Source organism: Kitasatospora sp. NPDC029312, from assembly GCF_055569215.1.
Genome location: NZ_JBVHXY010000047.1, coordinates 18202 through 38800, shown reverse-complemented (window position 1 = coordinate 38800; position 20599 = coordinate 18202). Strand labels below are relative to the sequence as shown.

The following is a 20599-nucleotide window of genomic DNA, read 5'->3' as shown; positions in this document are numbered from 1 at the left end:
CCACATCACACGAGGTCAGGAGGCTGCCGCCGCCTGTCCGCACGCTCTCGAAAGGGGAGCCAGCATGGACCTGAACACCCTGTTCACGGACGAGGGGATGCGGAAGTTCACCTCATTCCAGCGGGACCAGCACCTGGAGGACGCCCGCCAGTACGGCCAGCTCGCCGACATTGTCGAGCAGCGCCTGCGGGCCACGCCGATCGACGGCGACCGGTGGCTGTCGGAGCGCAACCGGGCCCGCAAGGTGGCCGCCAAGCTGCGCCGGATGGAGAAGGCGTCGAAGCGGGCCGCCGGTGCGGCCGAGGCCCTGTACGCGACCTACGTCCACCAGGTGCTGGAGCTGCCGCAGCGCCGGGAGACGGCGGCGGCCCGCAAGGCCGCGCGCCGGGCCAGGCGCGGCGGCCGGCTGCACGGTGCGGTGGCCACCTCGCTGGGCAAGAGCGCGGCGCAGCTGTCCGGCGTGGGCGCCCCTGCGGTGCCGGCCGACGGGGCCGGGAACGACGGGGTGTACCTGCCTGCGCAGCCGGCCGGGGCGCCTGTCGAGGCTCCTGCCCCGGCGCCGATCAGCGGCATCTCGGACTTCTTCCCGGCGCCGAAGCGGGGGGTGTCCTGATGGCCCGGATGAGTGCCACCGAGGCCGCTGCGAAGCGCCGCCGCAACCGCCAGCAGCACTGGCGCGACGGCGGCGAGAAGGCCCGCGCGCGGGGTCCCGCCGCGTACGCCGCCTACTGGTGGGACGTCGCCCGGTCGATCGCGGTGGAGGCCGAACGCGAGGGCCGGCCGCAGGTCTGGAACGAGCTGTCCAGCGTGCTGCACGACTTCATGCAGCGTCACAACACGTAATCAACAACCGCAACCACAACCGGCAGGGGGCCGCTGCGGCGGCCCCCTAAGGTGCGCGCGCGTCGCGCGCGCGCGAGGTTGCCGTATCGGTGACTGTCTGTCAACTGAGAGAGGAGGAGGAATGAGCGACGACGAGGGCTCCGGAGAGGGCTCCGGCACGGTCATCCCGTTCCCCGGAGGCGCCGGCGGAGGGGTCGGATTCGCGCCCCCGCCGCTGCCGGAGGCACCGCCTCCGCTGCCTGCCGAACCGGCCGCACCGCCCGTCCTGGAGATGCCGCCGACCACCGGTCGGCGCTCTCCGCTGGAGACCCTGGCGAACCTGTCCGGCCCGGCCGAGATGGTGCCCGTCGAGGCCCCGCCGCTGCCGGACCTGCCGGCGGCGAGCGCCCCGACGCCCGGCGAGGTGCCCGCGGCGTTCCGCTCGGAGTCGGCCCCGCAGTCCGAGCCGGGGCCGGGCCTGGGCTCGCTGTCGCTGGCGGCGATGCTCGCGGTGTCGGTCGCGGCGATGCGCGGCATCCACTCCGCGGTGAGCGCGTTCCGCGCGAGCCGGGAGCAGCGCAAGGCCGTCGCCGAGGTCGCGGAGAAGGCCGGCAAGGAGGCGGGCAAGGAGGGAGGGAAGAAGGGCGGCGGCCGGGACATGCTCACGCCCTCCCACGAGTGGGGCCGCCGCTCCCTCGACCGCTACCAGGGCGGCCGGGGCGGCGGATCCGGCTGGGGGCCCGGCGGCGGCCGCGGCGGCGGTTGGCCGGGTGGACCTGGCGGCCGCCGGGGCGCGGGCTCCGCGCCGGCGCCCGGCCCGGCCACCTCCCCCAGCGGCGGCGGCCCCGGTGGCCGCAAGGGGTCCGGCAGCGGCAAGGACGGCGGCACCGGAGCGGGCGCGTCGTCCAAGGGCAAGGACACCGGCAAGACCGGGCCCTCCGGTGCGGACAAGGGCCGGTCCGGATCCGGCAAGGGCCCGGCCGGGGTGATCGGCGGACCGGTGCACCGCACCTCGCAGGGCGGCGGCCCCGCCGCCCAGGGCAAGGGCGGCGGCAACAACACAGGCGGGAGGAACGGCAAGTCCGAGAAGAACACCGCCGCCGGGCAGAACGGGGGCGGCAGCCGGAACGGCAAGAACGGCGCGAGCGCCCAGACCCCGGGCAAGGGAGGCGGGAAGAACGGCCCCCGCACGTCCGGGGCCGGTTCGACCGGCGGCACCGCGCCGGGCGGGAAGGGCGGCCGGGTGAAGGCGCCGACCGGCGCGTCCGGTACCGGCTCGTCCTCCGGCACCCTGCGCAAGGGCAAGGGCAACGGCAGCGGTAAGAAGGGCGGCCGGGCCGGCGGCACGGCGCCGGACGCACCGTCCGCGCCCAACGCCGCGTCGACGGGACGTAAGCAGAAGCTCGGACCCGGGATGCGGCACGGCACTCTGCAGGCCTGGGAGGACGCGGACTGCCGCTGCCGCCGGTGCATGAAGGCATACAACCGCCGGGGCGCCCGCCCGGGCACGTTCAAGCAGGCGGTGGGCGAGGAGTTCGAGCGGCGCTGGGCCAAGCGGATGCGCACTCACAAGCCGGTGATCTCCCCAATCTCCAAGAAGGCCAGGAAGAAGGCCGCCCAGCAGAAGGCGGCCGCGAGCACCGGACCGAACACCGCCGGCTCGTCCACCGGGCCGGGCGCGAAGAAGGCCCGTAGCGGGTGGGGAGCCGCCTTCCACCGGGCCAGGGCCCGCGCGAAGAAGGCGACCACCTCGCCGTCCGGTCCCGGCACCGCGCAGACCGGCCCCTTCACCGCCGGGCCCGGCGGCACGACGGGGCGCAGCACGCCGTTCGGGGCGGCCGGGATGGCGAGCGCGGGCGAGGAGGTCCACATCGTCGAGCGGACCGACCGGGTCGGTGACGCCGCGGCCTCCCGCAACCGGCCGCCCGGGCACGGCGCCGAGCAGGGTCTGCCCGCCACCGGGCCGGGCGCGCTCGGCCCGGCCCCGGTGAAGCACACCCAGCGGCCCGGCACCCGCCGCCCGCGCCCGATGCCGCCCGCCCCGGCTCCGGCCGAGGCTGCGACGGTGGCGGCCGGTGCGCCCGACCAGCAGGCCGCCGCAGTCGTGGCGGTCTCCGTTCCCGCCCAGAGCGGGCCGAACAGAAGGAGCAGCAGCGTGTCCCTGTCCGCCGCGGCCGGCGCCGTGCCCGGCATGTCCGCCGAGCACGCCACCGAGATCACCATCGACGACGTCCTGGACGAGCTGTCCCGGCTCACCCAGGAGGGCTTCGCCGCGCACGACACCTGCGTCGCGCTGGCCGAGCGGGCCCGCCGGATCCGCTACGACCTGGAGGAGCTGGCGGCCGAGCTGCGCACCACGCACAACGTCATCGGCAGCCTCACCTCGACCGCGATGAGCCGCCTGGCGGAGTCGATGGACCTGCTGGCCCGCAAGGCCGACGAGATGAAGGTGTCGTCGCTGGAGGCGGCCGAGCAGTCCGAGAGCGCCGACCAGGCGATGGCCGACCACTACAAGCCCATCCAGCTGGCCACCGCCGACGCGGGCCTGCGCACCCCGTCCGCCCGCGTCCACAACGAGAACTGAGGAGGAGCAGCCGATGAGCGACATCGTGGCCTACGGCGGCGAGATCGACCACGGCGGTGACGGCGGGACGCCCGGGTTCCTGGGGCTCGCCGCCCGCACCGCCAAGCTGACCGCCAGCGCCCTCGCGCTCAAGCAGGGCATGTGGCAGCTGCGCCGGCACATGGAGGACAACGCCGACAAGGCCCGCAACCTCTCGGAGATGTGCGGGCAGGCCGGGGTCATCGACCTGTACACCGCGCAGATCCTGGAGGTCTCCGCCGCGCTCACGAAGGTGGCCACCGCGTCCGGGGAGATGGCGAACGCCGCCGACGACACGGAGATGGCCGCACGGTCCTTCGAGGCCGAGCACGACCGCGAGTACCGGGGCATCTACGAGGCCGCCCAGGCCGCCGACGTGCCGATGGCCAAGCCCGGCTTCTACGAGGTCCGCTGACCGCCCAACGGCACCGACCCCGACGGGGCCGCACCCATCACCGGGTGCGGCCCCGTCCCACACCCCAGGAAGGAAGGCGACGGTGACCGTCACCGAGCAGACCGAGGCGCCGGCCACCGGCGCCACCACCAAGACCGTGCCGGCGGGGACGATCCGCCGCCGCATGAACGGCGAACGCCTCGCCTACGCGGTCGCCGCCGCCGGGATGGCGATCGGACCGCAGTGCGACCAGGGCCCGCTGTCCTACCTCGGCGCGATCGGCACCTTCGCCGGCACCGGCCTGTGGCTGTACTGCAAGGCCACCCCCAAGGACGGCAGCGCCCCGGGGATGGGCCTGCTGCGCTCCGCGCTGCGCGCCCTGCCGACCCTGACCGGATCCGCCCTCTACGCCGCCGCGCTCGTCGCCCCGGGCACGGCCTGGTGGGAGATCGCCGGCCCGGTGCTGTGGGGTGCGGCGGCCGCGGCCGCCGCACCGTTCACCCGCTCCGCCGGCCTGACCGAGGAGGCGCTGCCGGACCTGGTCGCCGCCCTGCCCCAGCAGGCCGCCCCCGCCGAGGACGCGCCGAAGGACTACGAGTCGTTCCTGGCGCGGCTGTGGGACCAGGCCGAGCTCGCGCCCGGCACCCGGCTCACCGCGGTCGAGCACTTCCAGCCGGGCCTGCCGGACTTCCGGGCGGTCATCGTTGCCCAGCCCGGCAAGGCCGTCCCGCAACTGTCGCTGCGCAACCTTGCGGCCGCGTTCGACGTGCCGGAGGAGAGCGTCACCTTCACCTCGCTGCTCGGCTCCGGCCCCGGCCGGATGGTGCTGACCGTCACCCCCACCGTCGGCGAGACCAGCCGGGCGTTCAACAGCCTGGAGGCGCTGTGGGAGAGCGCGGTCACCGCCCCCGGCGGCGCCGCGCCCGGCGTGAAGTTCGTGCGGGCCCGCATCGAGGACGACCGGATCGTCATCCTCGCCGCCGCCCCGCGCGGCAAGAAGATCCGCCTGCCCCACTCCGAGGTCTGCTCCGCCCTGGGCGTCGACGATCCGACCCGGATGGTCATCGAGACCGACGGGCTGCGCCAGGCCGTCGTCAGCGTCTACCGGACCAACCCGCTGATGAACGTCCGCAAGGCCACCGTCGCCGACCTGACGATGGACGAGCGCGGCCGCGTCGCGGTCGGCGTCTGCCACGACGGCCGGTCCGCGGTGATGCGGCTGTGGGACCCCGGGCAGGGCGCGCTGCGCGGCATCGTCGCCGGTGTCACCGGCGCCGGGAAGTCGGTGTTGCTGAACCTGATCCTCGCCGCCGAGAAACGCTCCGGCGTGGTGTCGTGGGTCGCCGACATCCAGGGCGGCATGAGCCTCCCGGAGGCGGACGGCCGGGTCGACTGGTTCGCCAAGGGCGAGGACGAGGCCCTGGCGATGTTGGTCACCGCCCACAAGGTGATGAAGTACCGCGAGAAGATCTCGAACGAGATGGGCCGCGGGGACTTCGCGATCGGCGCGCCGTGGCCGCTGATCAACATCACCCTGGACGAGATCAACCGGCTCCTCAGCCACCCGGACGAGAAGAAGAAGAAGCTCGCCGCCTACCTGATCGCCGACATCCAGAAGACCGGCCGCAAGGTCGGCATCGGCATCCGCCTGGCCGTCCAGTCCCTCCACCTCAAGGACTTGGGCGACGAGGAAGCGATCCGCCAGCAGGGCAAGGTCGGCGTGCTGTTCCTGATGCGCACCGCCTCCAGCAGCACCCGGGACATGGGCCTGGACGGCGTCGCCCCGCCCGGATTCCAGCTCGAGAACATCCCCGCCCGGATCTACGAGACCGGGCAGATCGAGGCCCTGTTCCACGGCACCGACGACGACGAAGGCCAGTCCACCGCGGGCATGGCGTACATGTTCCTCGACGGCCGGGCCTCCTTCATGCGGACCTTCTTCGCGGAGAAGGTGAACGGCATCTACCCGGACCTGATCGAGCTGTACGGCGAGGAGCCGCCGGCGACCATCACCGACGGCGAGGCCGAGGCGGCCGGGAAGGCGTACGCGGTGCGCAACAACCCGCCCACCGACCCGGCCCCGGACGGCGTGCTGGCGGCCGGCGCCGACGCCGGCTATGGCCCGGTGCCGGACACGGACCCGGTCGCCATGCCTGAGCTGGCCGCGATGCCGTCCTTCGACCCGCCCGCTGCCGACAGCGCAGTCGACCCGGACAACCCGTTCGACAGCGCACCGACGCTGCGCGAGCGGATCCTCGACCTCCTGGCAGAGGGGCCCATGAGCCTGCCCCAGATGCGCAAGGTCCTCTGCCCGGAGTATCAGACCGGCTCCGTCAACACCGAGGTCGGCGAGCTCAAGCGGGACGGCTGGCTCGAGTCGGTCGGCCGCGGCGTGTACCAGCTCGTCACCGAGCCGGCCGACGCCTGACGCACCACCCAATGACGGCGGGCCCGGCCGATCGGTCGGGCCCGCTTCCGTATCCCCGAAGGAGAATCCCCCTCGTGATCGTGTCCGTCTCCGGCGTCGTCCTGGCCGGCGTCGTGCTCTTCCTCATGGTCCGCTCCCGCCGCGCCACCGTCGGCGCCGCGATCGTCGCGGTCGTGTTCGGCTTCCTGCTCGCCTCCACCGGCCTGGCCAAGCCGATCCAGTCCGCCCTCGACGGCACCGCCCACGTCACCGGCTCCGTGAAGCCCTGAGCACCGGTCAGTCCGGGATCCACAGCGTGCCGTCGTCCTGTACCCACGCCTCGTAGATCCGCCCGTCGATGATCACGCCCTCGACGACCACGTAGACGTCGTCCTCGGAGTCGATCCACAGCACGCCGTCGTCATCCGTCCACGCCGGCCAGATCGTGCCGTCGTCCCCGACCACGGCCTCGAACTCCACCGTCTCCGGCTCGTCCCGGAAGAACCACCCCACCGCACCCTCCCTCGATCCGCACCAGCCTGACGCACCACCAGGCCCCACCGGGCCGATTCCCACACACCCACGCCCGCACCCACTCCCCCACGGGAGTGCGGGCGCACCCTTCCCAGAAAGGATCCGCTCCCATGCACAAGCTCCTCCTGGTCGGCCCCACCGGCTCCGGCAAGACCCACCACCTTCAGCACCTGGCCGCCGCCTACGCCACCGAGCCGACCGCCGTCACGTGGGCCATCGACCCGCACGAGCAGCTGACCGGCACCGACCGCCGCACCGGCTACGACGGCGCCGCCCAGATGCTCGCTGACGCCCTCGCCCTGGTCGACGCGCGCGCCGGTCGGAGCGACGAGCACACCCCGACCGAAGCCGAGCCGCGTGTGCTGCTCCTGATCGACGAGGCCGACGAACTGATGACCCGGGAGAAGCAGGCCGTCGAGCAGCTGCTCCGCCTGGTCACCACCGGCCGCCGCCTCGCCGTCGGCACCGCCCTCGCGGTGCGCGACACCACGCTGCAGACCTGGCAGCGGGCGGACCTGCGCGACCACTACCTGAACCCCGAGACCGCCGAGCACCTGCCCCGCCGCCACAGCGACGAGGACTGACCGGCACCGCCCCAACGCCCGTCTCCCGGCCTCTCCGAGGGCCGCCGGACCCGCCCGTCACCGGGCTGGTCCGGCGGCCCCAGAAGGCGCCCGGCGCCGCGCACAGAACGCTTCCCGCCCCTGCCCCGCAGCCCCGAAGGAGTCCGCCGTGGACACCCGGCACACCCCGAACACCAACACCCAGGCCGCGGCAGAGCCGCAGATCACCCTCCTGGCCACCGGCTACAGCCCCGCCGTCCTCGACGGCCAGATCCTTGCCGTCCCGCTGCACCCCGCCACCGCGGACGACACCGCGTTCGTGCCGGCGCTGATCGACGGCCAGGTCGCCGCCGTGCCGGTGTACAACCCGTTCGCGGCGGCCGCCGCCGCGCAGCCGCAGCCGACCCCCGTCGCACCGGCGCCGGTCCCGGTGGTCGACCCGGGCCTGCCGCTCGCGGTGCGCCAGGGAGTCCTGCTCGGCTGCGCCGGGGCGCTCGCGGTCGGCGGACTGACGTGGATGGTCGGCGCCGGGATCGGTGAGGTCGGTCCCTACGCCGACGAGATCGGCAAGATCCTGATGTGGGCGGCCGCCACCATCGCCGCCGTGTTCGTCGGCGCGTGCGCGCTCCTCGGCAAGGTCCGCTCGGTCACCAAGGCGGCGGCCGGCGCCGGGTCGAGCGCGACGGCCACCGGCGACGGCGCCAGCGCGACCGGCACCGTCCTGGCCCTGGTCCACCGGCCCCAGCACCACACCACCACCATCGGCAAGCAGAGCGCCGGATGGCGCGGCTCCATCACCAACAACAACGGCTGACCGGAAGGGAACCTCGTCATGCGCTTCGTCTACCTGCTCGGCATGCTCTCGCCCGTCGTCGTCCCGCTGGTCGTGCTCCTCGCGCACTGACCGGCCGACCAGCCTCGCTCCCGGCCACCCCGCCCGCCCCGCCGAACACCGGCCCGGGTGGGCGGTCTCGTGTCCGGGGACGGGGCCGGCCGACCGGCCGGACTCCGCCCTGATGGGAGAGCACACGATGGGCAACGCCTACTACACCGTCACCCGCCCCGACGGCATCGAGATCGAGGCCGGCTACGACGTCGCCGCCACCTGCGAACAGGACGGCTGCACCGAACAGATCGACCGCGGCCTGGCCTACCTGTGCGGCAGCACGCCCGGCGCCCCCGACGACGGCTGCGGCGGCTACTTCTGCTCCCGCCACCTCTACATGGACTGGGAGACGGACGAGCCGCAGCCGCAGAACTGCCTGGCCTGCTTCGAGTAGCGCCCCCGACCAGTCGCCCGGTCCCGTCCCCCCACCCCGCCCGCCCCGCCGAACACCGGCCGGGTGGGCGGTCTTGTGTCCGGGGACGGGGCCGGCCGACCGGCCCGCACCACCCCGACCGCCCGGAACGGAGAGCAGCAGCGTGCGCGCGATCGACCTCGACCCCGACGGCCGCCACCACGGCGGCCTGCCCACCTACCCCTGGAAGTTCGGCCCCGAGGGCCTGGCCACTCGCCGCCAGCTGCGCGAGTTGGGCTTGCGCCCGGCGGCCCAGGAGCCCGTTGCCCAGGTCGTCTGCCGCCGCGGCCGCCGCCACGGCTATCTGTACCGGATCGACGCCGCGAAGCCCGTGCGCCCGATGACCCCGAGCCGGGCCGCCGCCCTCGACCGGGCGATGGCCGCCCGCCAGACCTGCCCGCTCTGCCAGATCCGCTACGACGCCTGCCTGCCGCTCAAGACGCTCGGCAGCTGCGTGCCCTGCTCCGAGCTGACCGACGACGAGCGCGAGCAGCTCGCCGCCCTCACCCCCGCCGCCTGACCCCCCGAACGGGAGACCACCTGTGAAGCTGCGCCTGTCCGTCCAGCACCTGGCCGCCGCCGTCACCCACACCGTCCGCGCCGTCTCCACCCGCCCGGTGGTTCCGGTGATGGCCGGCATCCTCCTGCACACCGACGCCTCCGGCCTGCACCTGGCCGCCTCCGACTACGAGGTCTACGCGACCGACACCTGCCACGCCGAGATCGCCGACGACGGCCGCATCCTCGTCCCCGGCCGGCTGCTCGCCGAAATCTGCGCCCGCCTGCCCAAGGGCGCCGAAGTCGACCTGGACGCCGACGACACCCGCCTGACCCTCACCTGCCGCAGCGCGCGGTTCAACCTGCCGCTGCTCCCGGTCGACGAGTACCCGGCACTGCCCGCCCTGCCCCCGGCCGTCGCCACCGTGCACGGCGAGACGTGGGCGGAGGCCGTCGCCCAGGTCGCCTTCGCGGCGAGCACCGAGGAGGCCCTGCCAGTGCTGACCGGCGTCCGCGTCGTCCTGGACGGCGACGAGCTGACCATGGTCGCCACCAACCGCTACCGGATCGGCCACCGCCGCGTCACCGTCCAGCCCGTCGCCGCCCCGTCGGCCAAGGGCGGGAAGAAGAAGGCCGGCGCCGACACGGCGAGCGCCCTGGAGGTGCTGATCCCGGCGAAGGTGTTCGGCGACCTCGCCCGCGCCTACGACACCGACCGGCCGCTCACCCTCCACAGCGACGGCGAACTGTGGGGCTGGTCCTCCACCGGCTCCTCGTTCATGACCCGCCTCATCTCCGGCGAGTTCCCCAAGACCGTCTCGATGGTCCCCGACACCGACGGCACCATCAGCGCCCCGGCCGCCGAGCTGACCGCCGCCGTGCAGCGCGTCGCCCTGGTCGCCCGCGAGAACGCCCCCGTCCGACTCATCCTCGACCGCACCATGCTGCGCATCGAGGCCGGCGCCGGCGACGACGCCCACGGCTCCGACGCCATCGAGGTCACCGTCACCGGCGACCTCCGCGACGGCTACACGATCTGCTTCAACCCCACCTTCCTCGCCGACGGCATCAAGGCGTGCGGCGCCTCCGAGGTGGTCCTGCACGTCGGCGACCGGCACAAGCCCGCCATGCTCACCGCCCGCACCGGCGCCGACGACCAGGACGCCGCCGACGAGCCGTACCGCTACGTCGTAATGCCGGTCCGCCTGCCCTCCTGACCCGCCACCAGGCCGCCACCGCACCCGGGCGGCCCCGCCCCGACCCTCACGCCCGTTCCGCGCCACCGCCAGCCGAGGAGCTGCCACCGTGTCCCAGCACACCCCCGACCAGCCCGAGCACGACGACCACGACGAGGACCTGGTCTTCCCCACGCTCGGCAACCTGCCCCCGCTCACGCCGCCCGACCAGGACGAACGGCCGGACATGATCTGGCACCGCCCCGAACCGCACCGCCGGCCGCGCCAGGTCCTGCCCGGCCGCTACGCCGACCTCACCGACGCCCAGGCGCTCCTGGCCGCGCTCGGCGCCCTGGCCGTCCTCGTCATCCTGGCCCTCGTCGTCGGCCCCTACGTCCTCGCCGCAGGACGCTGGCTGCTCGACCCGGCCAACGTCGCCCACCCCGCCGCCGAGGTCTGGCACACCGTCAACGACCCGATCCGCCGGGTACTCGCCGAACGCGGCGCCGGCCTGCCCGCCGGACCCGCCACCCTCTACGGCGCCTGGGCCGCCACCGGCCTGCTGATCCTGTGGCGGGCCCTGCGCACCGCAGGCTCCGCCGGGGCACAGCTCGGCGCGCTCGCGTTCGGGGCAGTCACCTGCGCGATGGTCTGGGACGGCACCGCCGGTCCCGGCCGCCCGGTCGCGGCCGGCCTGACCGTGGTGCTGTGGGCCGCCCTGGTGGCGGTCGCGCTGACCGGGTCGTGGGTCACCACCCACACCACCGTCATCAACGAGGGGGCGAAGGTGACGGTCGAGGCCCCGGCCGTGACGGTGCCCGCGCCCGATCCGGTGCCGGTCACCGTCGAGGTCACCGTGCCCGAGCCGCGCATCGAGACGGTCCTGGTCGTCGACCGGGACGGACGCCGCACCAGCCGCCCCGACGACCAGCACTGACCAACCCCTGCCCGGGGCGGCGGCCCGCCAGGCCGCCGCCCCCAGCCCGCACCACCGGAGCCTCCACCACCGACTTCCTCACCACCGCCCACCGACCCACGCCCTGACCACCCGCCACGCACCGAGGAGGAAACCCCGATGACCGAGACCCTGCGCGCCCGCGCGATCCGCGCCGCCCTCGACACCGCCGGCCCCGTCGCCACCGTCACCGCCGCGGCCGCCACCGGCCTCACCGCCTACCGCGCCCTCCACCCCCGCCTGCTCCAAGGCGGCGGCGCAGCGGGGCGAGGGCGCGGTAGGCGGTCAGGGACCCCGGACCCGCGAGACTCCCAGATCGCCCGCTTGAAGGACGCCAACACCGTCCTGGCCCAGCGCCTCCAAGCCCAGGAGAAGCAGCTCAAGGAACTCACGGCATTCCGACAGCTGGCCCTCTCCCGGCTCGCCGCTCAGCACCTGGAGATCGAACGTCTACGTGCCCAGTGCGTAACACGGGCGCAGGTTCCTGCCCAAGCGGTCACGCGGCTGCTGCCTAACGCATCCCTGGGGACGGTGACGTCCATCACGTCAGCAGCGACCCCAAGGCGACAGGAAAGCGACAACGCTGGGGGACCCGATACGAGCAGGCCTCGCTGCTAGCGCCTAGCTAGTACTGGAAGAGTACTTCCGGATTGTTCGGCGAGGGGCCGTCCAGCAGCGGACGGTGGATCCTCTTCAGCGTCTGGTCGAAGAACGCTGTCACGTACTCGCGGGTGATCTCCACCCCGCGTTCCGGAGAGAGGGGCGGCGTCGGGAACCCGGCCTGCTCGTGAAGCAGGTCCAGGTCGGAGAAGCTGAAGTGGTCGGCGCCGGCGACCGTCAGCCACTTCTTGTAGCCGCCGAGGGCGGCCCAGGGGCGCTCCCAATCGGTGTTGGCGGCCGTACCCAGCATGAGGAACGGCCGGTTGATCTGGCCGGGCATCGGGACCGGCTTGAAGGTGCCGTCCATGTTCACTCCGGCCCGTACTCGCGGGTCGGCGATCATCGTGTCGGCGGCCGCCGCTCCGCCGAGGGAGTGTCCGGCCATGCCGATCTCGTGCTTGTCGATGAGGTGTGCCAGGCGCCACGCGGTATTGCCATGCGTCAACTGGTCGATCAAGAAGGACACGTCCAGCGCGCGGCTGGCGGGGATGGAGTCGATCCGCGCCGGGTCACCGCAGATTGCGCACGGCGGCGTCTGGCCGTTCGCCAGCGTCTCGCCGCTGTCCGCGTAGGTGTCGCCGACGAGCGCGACGACGTAGCCGTGACTGGCCAGGTCGGTCGCGAGCGAGGTGAGCGTGATGCGCGGGTCCTCGTACGCGGGTGAGAGGACCACCAGCGGATACTTGCCGCGCTGCGGCCGCGCGCCGTCGAAGGCGTGAGTGGTGACGCTGGAAAGGTTCTGCGGGGTGACGCCGGAGCTCGTCGGTATCTTCGTCTGCTGGATGACCCCGGCTGCCTCGGCGAGGGTCATGTAAGGGGCCGGCGTCCCGGTCCCGGGGACGGCCGGGTAGACCATCGTGACGGCCAGTTGGCGGGGGCCGGATGACGGCACCCACGGGTCAAGACGGCTCGCGTCGGTGAGGTGGATGACGTCCTCGCCGGCGGCGTAGGGGCCGGTCGGCGCGGGGAGCGTGCCCTGGAAGGACCGCGGGGGCGCGGCGGCAGCCGTGGCGGCGGTCACGTGCACGGCGGACGGCGGGTTCGTGGCGGCGAGTCCGGTGCCGGTCGCGGCCACTGATGCGGCGAGAGCCAGGATTGCGACAGCGCTGATACGGCGCTTGCGGTTCGAGGTGGTGTTCACGGGCACGATCCTGCCCGGCCCCGCCCTGACGTTCGATCACACTGGTTTCCGTCTTGAGGGTGGTGCTGGCTACACCCTGAGATCCCGAGCGGCGCGAGGTTCCCATCACGGGCATCGTCGAGCGCCACCTTCGTCTTGGCATACGACGAACACGACGCCAAGCCCTACGGCTGGACCTACGACGGCAGCCCACTCCAAGCCGCATGAACCCCCGAAGGATCAACGCGGCGTTGCACTAGTCCTGCGAGGCATGTTGCTCGCGCGACACGGGCGTGCCGGAACAAGGACCCAGCGGGGCGAGATCCTGGTGACCAACCTCAAGCTCGGCGCTGCCTGCTACATCTGCGACAAGGCCGTGCACTTCGACGGGGACTGGACCGCCACCCTCCCCATCGTCACCCGGGCTATCGGCCTGGACCGCGAGCGCAGTCGCGTTCTGGCCTGACATCCGACACAGAGAAGGGCCCGCCCCCGGCTTCAAGCCGGGGGCGGGCCCTTTCGTGTTTCTGAGGCCGCGACGTACAGCTGTCACCGCTCGGCAGTCAGCTGACGATCTCTGCATCCACAGGAGTCGCGGCCACCGCCGCGGCCATCGTCTTCTTGGCGGCAGTCAGACGCCTGGCGAGGCGCTGCAACTCGACGTCGAGGTCTTCAAGGTGTCGATGGGCTGCCGCCGGGTCGGCCTCCGCTGCAGCCTTCAGTGCGCGGGGGGTGAGCAGCGAGGACACGCGCTCTCGCAGTACGGCTGCGGAGCGGCTCAGGTCGCGTAGCTGCGCGACGCCAGGCTGCTCTCCTTCTCCGGGGTCAGGAATTTCTGACCTCTGCTCGATGGGGGCGGGGTCAGAAATTTCTGACCCCGCCTTCTGTCCGGGGATGGACGGTGCCGTCAGCTCGGTGGCGAGCTCGACCAGCCTGGCCGCGGTGGGGCGCTTCTTGCCCTGCTCGGTTGCCTCGGCTACGCCGAGCTCGACGACCGTGCGGGCGGTCTTCAGGTCGTGTGAGGAGATGACCGCCGCCACCGCCTTGCGGGCCGAGGCGCGAGTCAGGTACTGGCTGAGCTCGGGCCCCAGCTCCGCGACGGCCCGCACCCGGACCGCGTCCTGCATCAGCTCGAAGATGTACTTCTCCTCCACGTCCAGCACTTCGGATGCCCACGCCGCGAAGTTGGTGTGGCCGGCGACCAAATGCAGCTCACGCTGCTGCGCGGTCTCCAATAGGACGCCCTTGTTGAGTGCCACGAAGTCCTCGGCCCGCCGGCCGAGCCCGTCAATCTCGACTAGTCGCGCGGTCACATAGGCGAGCTGCTCCTCGGGGGTACCCGTGATGTCCTCGGGCGTGAGCACCCGGCCGCCTGCGAAGGCGCTTGGCGTCCCCGGGTTGTCCACCATCGCCGGTAGCGCGGAAGCGGCAGCCCGCTGCGCCGCGCCCTGCTGCAGTTCGGCGGGAACGGCCGGATCAACGGCGGAGTCTGGCGCCTTCTTCAGCCGGCTGGTCCCGGCCTGGATCAGCTTGTTGGCCATCAGAGGGACACTCCTGTCGCAGTGAGGATTCGGTCGTAGGCATCCGTCAGCGCCTGGGCCTCCTTGCCGGTGGCCGCCGTGATCGGCACGCAGGCAAACCGGGTCTGCTGGCGCAGCGAGTGTCGGGGAATCGCGAGATCGTCGCGGTACAGGTCCCCGTACGTCTCCGACAGGTACCCCCCTATGGCATCCTTCAGGGTGCTGCGCCCCCCGGGGACGATAGAGGGGACGATGCCGACCACACGCAGGTCCGGGTTCATGCCGAGGTCCTTGACCAGCTTGATGGTCGCGAGGGCCTCCTTGGCGCCGATGCGCCCGTCCTCGTCGAGGGTCGCAGGGACGACCACGTCGGTCGCAGCAACGAGGGCCGAGGTTACGAGCTTGCCGCCGGCGCGTGGCGGCAGGTCGAGGATGCCAACCGAGCCGGGCTTTATGGCCCCCTTCAGAGCGAGCCGCAGCCGGAATTCCAGCCCGACGGCGACATTGTCGGTCTCCCGGTTGGCCAACGCGCGCTCCGCCGCGATCACCTGGACTCCCGGCCACGCGTCGGATGCAGGGGCGAAGGCCTCGGCCGCCAGCCCGGTCTCACCTTTGGGATCCAGGGCCAGCAGGTCGTTCATGGTGAAGGCCGGGGCCTCGTCTTCGGAGATGCCCAGTTCAGCGGTGAAGGTACCGCGAGGGTCGAGGTCTCCTGCAACGACGTCCAGGCGCCGCTTCCGGGCAGCGGCTGTCAGGCCGGCAGCCAGAGCGCTCTTCCCAACGCCGCCCTTCTCGCTGTAGACCGCGATCACTCTGTTCATGCCCGGCCCCTCTGACCCTTGAATGCCCAATACACGGAAGGCAGGCTATCTGGGGCGCAGTGCCGCAAAGAACACCACGGGCGTGTCATCGCATTCCGCCCACCGCCGGAGCGGCTACCGGGACGTGGCCTCAGGGGTGCGGAGGGCGCCGACGCCGATGCCGCCTCGGCGGGAAGCGGACGGCCCTGACGCACGATGGCAGCAGCGAAGGGTGTGACGATGTACTCCACCGACGGCCGGGTCGAGAAGTCACCACCGAGGACCGCGGAGCTGCGTGCACGTGATACAGCAGGCCCTGGAACGGGACTGGCCCGACTACATCAGCGGCCTGATCGCTGACGGCAAACTCCGCACCGCCTGACCGAGTGGTGGGTCCGATTAGTCTCGGGCCCGCCCCGGGCGGCGCGCGCCGCCTTGCTGCGCCCTACCGCTCTTGACGGCCCGCCACCTGAAGAGGAGCGTCGTGCAAGTCCGTGTAACCGACTTGGTGCGGGAGGCCGTCGTGACGCTACGTTTTCTGGGGATCTGGCCGAACACCCCGTCCGACCAGTCTCCAACGATCTGGTTGGAGGAGGAGACCGGGGACTTGATCATTCAGTCGTGGAAGGCGGATGAGGCCACGGTCCGGCAGGCACAGGAGGTCGGATCGGTGCCCGGCCACACGACCGACGTCCCGGAGCACGAGACGGTGATCCGGCTGCCCGCCAACATGCTGCAGTTCATCCCGCGGCCCGACGGAGAGGCGAAGCGTGGCAACACCGGTTCGTAAGGCGCTCGCCCGGGCGCAGCGCTCGGCGGTGCATCTGGAGATGCGCGACTCCTACATGCTGGACGATCCGGAGTACATCGCCTTCCAGTACGGCAAGCGTCTGGACCCGGCCGATCGTGGCTCGTGGTGGCACGGGTGGCACGATGCGGTGGCCGAGGCCGTGGGCCGCGGGGTGGTGGTGCGGCGGGCGCGGATCGTCTCCGAGCCGGTGCACGAGTACATCCGCTACGAGCACGACCTGACCTTCGGCAACCTGGCCGCCGGCGAACAGGTCCGGTGGCTGCCGAGGCGCAGCACCAAGGACCTGTGCCTGCCGGGGCTGGATTTCTGGGTCTTCGATGACCAGGTGGTGCACTACCACCACTTCACCGGTGATGGGCAGCTCGCCGAGCAAGGGGAAGAGATCCTCCAGGATCCCGCCCTGGCGAAGCACTGCGCCACCGCGTTCGAGACGGTGTGGGAGCGCGCTGTCCCGCACGACCGGTACACGGTCTGACCCGACCGCCCCGCACCGGCAGCCACACTTCATGCCCGCCTCTCCGTCGTCCAGCGCCCAGGCCGCCCGCAAGGCTGTGGCGGAGCGGCTGCGCGAGCTGATGCTGGACGCCGGCCTGAACGGCAAACAGCTGGCTGCCCGGTGCGGGTGGGCCGGTGCCAAGACCTCCCGCATCATCAACGCCAAGACGCCGCCGTCCGACGCGGACATCCGGGCCTGGTGTGCGGCGTGCGGCGCTGACGACCAGGCCGCCGACCTCATCGCCCGCAGCCGCCAGGCCGATGCCATGTTCCTGGAGTGGCGCCGGATGGAACGCTCCGGCCTGGCTCAGGCCCAGCAGACCGTGCGACCGCTGTACGAGCGCACCCGTGTCTTCCGTGCCTACGCCCCGTGGGTGCTACCCGGCATCCTGCAGACCCGCGCCTACACCACCAGGGTCCTCACCGCGATCCGCGACCGTCGGGGCTTGGTCGACGACGTCGAAGCTGCCGTCGCCGAGCGGATGGACCGGCAGCACATCCTCTACGGAGGCCGGCACCGCTTCGCCCTGCTCATCGAGGAGAGCGTGCTGCGCAACGGCCTCGGAGGACACCCGGTGATGCTGGAGCAACTGCGCCACCTGCTCACCGTCGCCCGGCTGCCCAACGTCAGCATGGGCGTGATACCCATGCGGCCGGACCGCGACAACGGCTGGCCGGTGGAGGGGTTCTGGATCTACGACCGGACGCAGGTCAACGTGGAGCTGGTCTCCGGATACCTGACGATCTCCCAGCCCAGCGAGATCGCCATGTACGAGAAGGTGTTCGCCGAGCTGTCCGACCTGGCGGTGCGCGGCGCACAGGCTCGGGCCCTGATCACGGCGGCGATCGACGCGCTCGGATGAATCCGTGTAATCCCGTGCAACTTCGTTGAGTGAGCTCTCCGTTACTCCCTACCGTCGTTGATGCCGCCCGGGGTGAGGTCTCAACCGATCCTCCTCGGCACCGTGGACGCCCCGGGCGGCAATCAATCGCCGACGCGCTGGAGTACCGCCATGCCCGCGAGCAGACCCCATCTTCGACACCCCGGCGGCGACCTGGTGGTGACGGTCGACGGCAGGACGGTGGCCCACACTGCCAACCCAGCGCCGCCCACCGTCAGGCTCGGCTGTTCCGCGAGCTGCGCGGCCGGGGGCTGAGGTGACCAGCTCCGACTTCGTCCCCCTGGAGAAGCGTCGGCCGGGCCTGACCATCCGCTCGTACCGCGTCGCGCCGGACGGCACCCGCCACGACGACACCGGCCCGCTCACCCTCGACCCCAACGACGTGAGCGCCCACGCCACCCATCCCGCAGCCGGCTGGCCGGCCTGCTCCTGCCCGATCCACGGAGTCCGAGCGTGACCGCACTCACTCAGGTCGGCGGCATTCTCGGCCGGCGCGGGGTCAGCTCGGCGATCGCGTGGTCCACGCCCGGCGCTGCCCGAGGCCGCGCCGCGCTCCTGACCGCAGCCCACCGGGACCACGAGATCGTCCGCAATCCCCACCTCACCGAGGACTGGGCTGCCTTCGCAGTCCGCTCCCCGAACCTGCTCGCCGCCGTCCAGGCCATCCTCGGGCCGGACGTCGCGGTGGAGAACACCTTCCTCGTCGTGAAGTGGCCACACCGCACCTTCGAGATCCCGTGGCACCAGGACGGCACCGGCGCCCACCTCGAACTGCACCCCGAACGGTCCGTGTCCGCGTGGCTAGCCGTCACCGACGCCACCACGTCCAACGGGTGCCTCGAGGTAGCCCCGGGCTCCCAGTCCGCCGGCTACCTGCCAGTCGAGAAGGAGGCCGTCACCGCCACCGAGCGCGGCCGGGCCGACCAGGCCCACGGCTTCACCCCCGAGACCACCAGCCCCGTGCCGCTGCGCGCCGGCTGCGCCGTCCTGATGGACAGCCGTCTAGTGCACCGCTCCGGCACCAACAGCAGCGACGGCGCCCGCATCGGGCTGAACGTCCGCTACACCGCGCCGGACGGCATTCTGCGGCGCGACCCCATGAGTCCCAGCATCGTGCCGATCAGCGGTACGGGCTGGTAGTCCGCCAGGACAAGGGAGAGGAGAGCACCACTGTGACCATCCTCGACACGCTCGACCAGGCGAGCGCGGTGACCCGCGTGCGCGTCCTGACCGGGGAGGACGCCGACGCGGCCCGCCGCGCCGACAAGACCCCGATCGGCAAGTCCGACTGCACCTACTACTGCCCCGACACCGCGACCGCCGAGCGGTGCATCCAGGCCCTGCGCGAGTCCGACGAGCGCCTGCGCCAGCGGCCGGAGAAGCTGATGCTCTGGGACTGGCAGTGCACCTACTGGGAGCCCGAGCCGGGCAACCCGAGCGGCGGCGGCACTGTTCTGCTGGGCGTTGCCTGGTACGACCCGGCGTTCTTCGCCGACCGGCGCGACGCCTGGTTCGGCGCGATGCACCAGCGGATCTACCAGCAGCTGGGCATCCCGCTGGAGGACATCACGGTCACTCACTGGTCCCTGATCGCCTGATCTGAGACTGACAGCACGAAGGGCCGGACTCCCGCACTCCTCGGAGTCCGGCCCCGCCGCGTGCTCTCAACCGCCCACGCTCTCCAGCATCGGCTCCACGCCCGGCAGCGGCGTGCGGGTCTTCGCCCACCACGCCACCACGGCGCACCCGGCGAGGCCCACCGCGACGGTGGCGAGCCCGCCGGCGGTGAACCCGGCCCTCGGGTGGGCCGCCGCCAGGGCGGGGATCCCGGCCATCGCGACGGTGCCCATGGTCCGGATGACCGTCTGGTCGAGGGTCAGCAGCCGCCTGCGGGCGGCCGGCGGGAACTGCGCGAGGTGGGTGGACAGTGCCACCGCCAGGAACGGCGAGACGGCCCCGTACGCGGCCGACACCGCCACCAGTTCGGACACCGCGCTGACCGACCCGGTCACCGCCATCAACGCGCCGGACACGGTCCAGGCGATGCAGTAGAACAGCGGGAGGGACCTCGGGAGGCGGACATTCCCGGCGATGGTGTTGCCGACGATCGCCCCGGCCCCGGTGGCGGCCAGCATCACACCGTAGGTGCCGACCCCGCCACCGAGCCGCACCGCCACCAGCGCGGGCATCACGATCGACACCGCACCCGCGAAGATCGCGACCCCGTGGACGGCCAGCACCACCCCGGTCTCCGGGTGCGTGCGCACCAGGACCCGGGCTCGTGGCCTGGCACCCGGCGCCGCGGTGGCACCAGCCGGTACGGGCCCTCGACGTGCGGAACTCGCGCCGAGCATGGCCAGAGCGACGGCGGAGAGCGCGAACGTGCCCGCGTCCAGCCAGAACAGTCCGCCCATCGGCATCACGGCGAGCAGCACACCGGCGGAGCCGGGGCTGGCGACCCGGGCGATCCGGTTGGTCGAGTCCATCAGCCCGTTGACGGCCTGCACCTCCTCGGGCTTCACCAGCTCCGGGACCAGGGCGCCGAGGTTCGGATCGAACAGCGCCCCGCCTACCCCGAGCAGAGCGGCCGACACCAGCAGTCCCGGCGTGCCGAACGCGGCCCACGTCCACGGCAGCGCCGCGACCAGCAGCATGCGGACCAGGTCCACCCCGGCGAGTGAGCGCAGCGTGGTGAACCGCTCCATCAGCGGTCGGCCGACGGCGCCGAGCACGATGTACGGCACGGACTCGGCGATCGCTACCAGGCCCATCGCCGCGCCGCCGGATCTCTGCCAGGCGAGCCACATCACCGCCAGCGCGTACAGCCGGTCACCGAACACCGACGCCGTCTGCGCACCCCACAGGAGAAGAACCGGGCCCCGCCGAAGCAACTGCACGTATCGCAAGATCCACACCCGTCCGGAAAGCACGAAGTCCCGGCTGCGGGATCGCCACCGGAACTCCCGTAACCCTAGGGCAAGTTGAAGATCACCCGCCGTAGGCTCCCCGATCGCCCCGCACGTCCAGCCACCTCGGCACGCTG

25 protein-coding genes are annotated in these 20599 nt (G+C 72.5%); 20 read left to right on the top strand and 5 right to left on the bottom strand.

Annotated features, from left to right (window positions below; genetic code table 11):
• The first annotated feature begins 64 nt into the window (after nt 1–64).
• From ACZ4WV_RS29610 to ACZ4WV_RS29585, 6 genes are all read left to right on the top strand, one after another.
• A complete protein-coding gene (locus tag ACZ4WV_RS29610; RefSeq protein ID WP_465751700.1) occupies nt 65–613 on the top strand; it encodes a hypothetical protein in 549 nt (182 codons plus the stop codon).
• 8 nt (nt 614–621) lie between these two features.
• Nucleotides 622–843, top strand: coding sequence for a hypothetical protein (locus ACZ4WV_RS29605; RefSeq protein ID WP_465751699.1), 222 nt, complete (start codon nt 622–624; stop codon nt 841–843).
• Nucleotides 844–964: 121 nt separating this feature from the next.
• Entirely contained in the window at nt 965–3406 is a 2442-nt protein-coding gene (locus ACZ4WV_RS29600) for a hypothetical protein (protein ID WP_465751698.1), read from the top strand.
• A gap of 13 nt (nt 3407–3419) precedes the next feature.
• Nucleotides 3420–3839: a conjugal transfer protein TraB gene (locus tag ACZ4WV_RS29595; protein WP_465751697.1), complete on the top strand. Its 420-nt coding sequence runs from the start codon at nt 3420–3422 to the stop codon at nt 3837–3839.
• An 82-nt stretch (nt 3840–3921) separates the two neighbouring features.
• Entirely contained in the window at nt 3922–6246 is a 2325-nt protein-coding gene (locus tag ACZ4WV_RS29590; RefSeq protein ID WP_465751696.1) for a hypothetical protein, read from the top strand.
• A gap of 74 nt (nt 6247–6320) precedes the next feature.
• On the top strand, nt 6321–6515 hold the full coding sequence (locus ACZ4WV_RS29585) for a hypothetical protein (RefSeq protein WP_465751695.1): 195 nt from the start codon (nt 6321–6323) through the stop codon (nt 6513–6515).
• Nucleotides 6516–6522: 7 nt separating this feature from the next.
• Here the strand turns inward: ACZ4WV_RS29585 and ACZ4WV_RS29580 are convergent, their stop codons facing one another.
• Nucleotides 6523–6738 carry a hypothetical protein gene (locus tag ACZ4WV_RS29580; RefSeq protein ID WP_465751694.1) on the bottom strand — a complete coding sequence of 72 codons (216 nt, stop codon included), beginning with the start codon at nt 6736–6738 and terminating at the stop codon, nt 6523–6525.
• 131 nt (nt 6739–6869) lie between these two features.
• On the opposite strand from ACZ4WV_RS29580, the gene ACZ4WV_RS29575 reads away from it, so the two are divergent.
• From ACZ4WV_RS29575 to ACZ4WV_RS29545, 7 genes are all read left to right on the top strand, one after another.
• Nucleotides 6870–7343 (top strand): ATP-binding protein, encoded by a 474-nt coding sequence (locus ACZ4WV_RS29575; RefSeq protein ID WP_465751693.1) that lies wholly within the window; start codon nt 6870–6872, stop codon nt 7341–7343.
• Between the two features lie 148 nt (nt 7344–7491).
• Nucleotides 7492–8136 (top strand): hypothetical protein, encoded by a 645-nt coding sequence (locus ACZ4WV_RS29570; RefSeq protein ID WP_465751692.1) that lies wholly within the window; start codon nt 7492–7494, stop codon nt 8134–8136.
• Nucleotides 8137–8338: 202 nt separating this feature from the next.
• A complete protein-coding gene (locus tag ACZ4WV_RS29565; protein WP_465751691.1) occupies nt 8339–8602 on the top strand; it encodes a hypothetical protein in 264 nt (87 codons plus the stop codon).
• A gap of 142 nt (nt 8603–8744) precedes the next feature.
• Entirely contained in the window at nt 8745–9140 is a 396-nt protein-coding gene (locus ACZ4WV_RS29560; RefSeq protein WP_465751690.1) for an RRQRL motif-containing zinc-binding protein, read from the top strand.
• A 22-nt stretch (nt 9141–9162) separates the two neighbouring features.
• Nucleotides 9163–10335 carry a DNA polymerase III subunit beta gene (gene dnaN, locus ACZ4WV_RS29555; protein ID WP_465751689.1) on the top strand — a complete coding sequence of 391 codons (1173 nt, stop codon included), beginning with the start codon at nt 9163–9165 and terminating at the stop codon, nt 10333–10335.
• A gap of 88 nt (nt 10336–10423) precedes the next feature.
• Nucleotides 10424–11230, top strand: coding sequence for a hypothetical protein (locus tag ACZ4WV_RS29550; RefSeq protein WP_465751688.1), 807 nt, complete (start codon nt 10424–10426; stop codon nt 11228–11230).
• Nucleotides 11231–11368: 138 nt separating this feature from the next.
• Nucleotides 11369–11866, top strand: a complete 498-nt coding sequence (locus ACZ4WV_RS29545; protein ID WP_465751687.1) for a hypothetical protein — start codon at nt 11369–11371, stop codon at nt 11864–11866.
• A gap of 7 nt (nt 11867–11873) precedes the next feature.
• Here ACZ4WV_RS29545 and ACZ4WV_RS29540 read toward each other — a convergent pair whose 3' ends face one another.
• A complete protein-coding gene (locus ACZ4WV_RS29540) occupies nt 11874–13049 on the bottom strand; it encodes an alpha/beta hydrolase family protein (RefSeq protein WP_465751686.1) in 1176 nt (391 codons plus the stop codon).
• A gap of 250 nt (nt 13050–13299) precedes the next feature.
• On the opposite strand from ACZ4WV_RS29540, the gene ACZ4WV_RS29535 reads away from it, so the two are divergent.
• On the top strand, nt 13300–13494 hold the full coding sequence (locus ACZ4WV_RS29535; RefSeq protein ID WP_465751685.1) for a hypothetical protein: 195 nt from the start codon (nt 13300–13302) through the stop codon (nt 13492–13494).
• A 97-nt stretch (nt 13495–13591) separates the two neighbouring features.
• On the opposite strand, the gene ACZ4WV_RS29530 is transcribed toward ACZ4WV_RS29535, so the two are convergent.
• Nucleotides 13592–14569 carry a hypothetical protein gene (locus ACZ4WV_RS29530; protein ID WP_465751684.1) on the bottom strand — a complete coding sequence of 326 codons (978 nt, stop codon included), beginning with the start codon at nt 14567–14569 and terminating at the stop codon, nt 13592–13594.
• A complete protein-coding gene (locus tag ACZ4WV_RS29525; RefSeq protein ID WP_465751683.1) occupies nt 14569–15369 on the bottom strand; it encodes a ParA family protein in 801 nt (266 codons plus the stop codon). Before ACZ4WV_RS29525 ends, ACZ4WV_RS29530 begins: the two co-directional genes overlap by 1 nt.
• Nucleotides 15370–15871: 502 nt before the next feature.
• On the opposite strand from ACZ4WV_RS29525, the gene ACZ4WV_RS29520 reads away from it, so the two are divergent.
• The 6 genes from ACZ4WV_RS29520 (at nt 15872) to ACZ4WV_RS29495 (ending at nt 19154) form a co-directional block, all read left to right on the top strand.
• The gene (locus ACZ4WV_RS29520; protein ID WP_465751725.1) at nt 15872–16138 is read left to right on the top strand and encodes a hypothetical protein; all 267 of its coding nucleotides are present in this window, start codon (nt 15872–15874) and stop codon (nt 16136–16138) included.
• On the top strand, nt 16119–16634 hold the full coding sequence (locus tag ACZ4WV_RS29515) for a DUF6879 family protein (RefSeq protein WP_465751682.1): 516 nt from the start codon (nt 16119–16121) through the stop codon (nt 16632–16634). Before ACZ4WV_RS29520 ends, ACZ4WV_RS29515 begins: the two co-directional genes overlap by 20 nt.
• Nucleotides 16635–16665: 31 nt before the next feature.
• Nucleotides 16666–17517: a helix-turn-helix domain-containing protein gene (locus tag ACZ4WV_RS29510; protein ID WP_465751681.1), complete on the top strand. Its 852-nt coding sequence runs from the start codon at nt 16666–16668 to the stop codon at nt 17515–17517.
• Nucleotides 17518–17812: 295 nt separating this feature from the next.
• Nucleotides 17813–18013: a hypothetical protein gene (locus tag ACZ4WV_RS29505; RefSeq protein ID WP_465751680.1), complete on the top strand. Its 201-nt coding sequence runs from the start codon at nt 17813–17815 to the stop codon at nt 18011–18013.
• On the top strand, nt 18010–18696 hold the full coding sequence (locus ACZ4WV_RS29500) for a phytanoyl-CoA dioxygenase family protein (RefSeq protein WP_465751679.1): 687 nt from the start codon (nt 18010–18012) through the stop codon (nt 18694–18696). The genes ACZ4WV_RS29505 and ACZ4WV_RS29500 overlap by 4 nt, the downstream gene beginning before the upstream one ends.
• Nucleotides 18697–18728: 32 nt before the next feature.
• Nucleotides 18729–19154, top strand: a complete 426-nt coding sequence (locus ACZ4WV_RS29495) for a hypothetical protein (RefSeq protein ID WP_465751678.1) — start codon at nt 18729–18731, stop codon at nt 19152–19154.
• Nucleotides 19155–19220: 66 nt separating this feature from the next.
• Here the strand turns inward: ACZ4WV_RS29495 and ACZ4WV_RS29490 are convergent, their stop codons facing one another.
• Entirely contained in the window at nt 19221–20453 is a 1233-nt protein-coding gene (locus tag ACZ4WV_RS29490; protein WP_465751677.1) for an MFS transporter, read from the bottom strand.
• Nucleotides 20454–20599 lie beyond the last annotated feature (146 nt).